Below are 225 nucleotides of genomic sequence, written 5' to 3'. Positions count from 1 at the left end.
CAAGTCGAGCGGGGGTAGCGAGGTAGCTTGCTACTGAGTTATCCTAGCGGCGGACGGGTGAGTAACGCGTGGGCAACCTGCCCTATAGACTGGGATAACAGGTCGAAAGGCCTGCTAATACCGGATGAGCTCGTAGGGTCGCATGGTTTTACGAGGAAAGGGGAGACCCGCTATAGGATGGGCCCGCGTCCCATTAGCTAGTTGGTGAGCCGTTACCTCACCAAC

1 rRNA gene (only partly in view) is annotated in these 225 nt (G+C 57.3%); it reads left to right on the top strand.

Features of this window, described 5'->3' with window-relative positions:
- Positions 1–225 (top strand): 16S ribosomal RNA (locus NUW12_12470); its annotated part reaches 49 nt to the left of the window's first position; the annotation flags it as partial.

It is taken from the genome of Bacillota bacterium (assembly GCA_024653485.1).
GTDB lineage: Bacteria > Bacillota > SHA-98 > UBA4971 > UBA4971 > UBA6256.
This window is presented reverse-complemented; position numbering and strand designations above follow the sequence as displayed.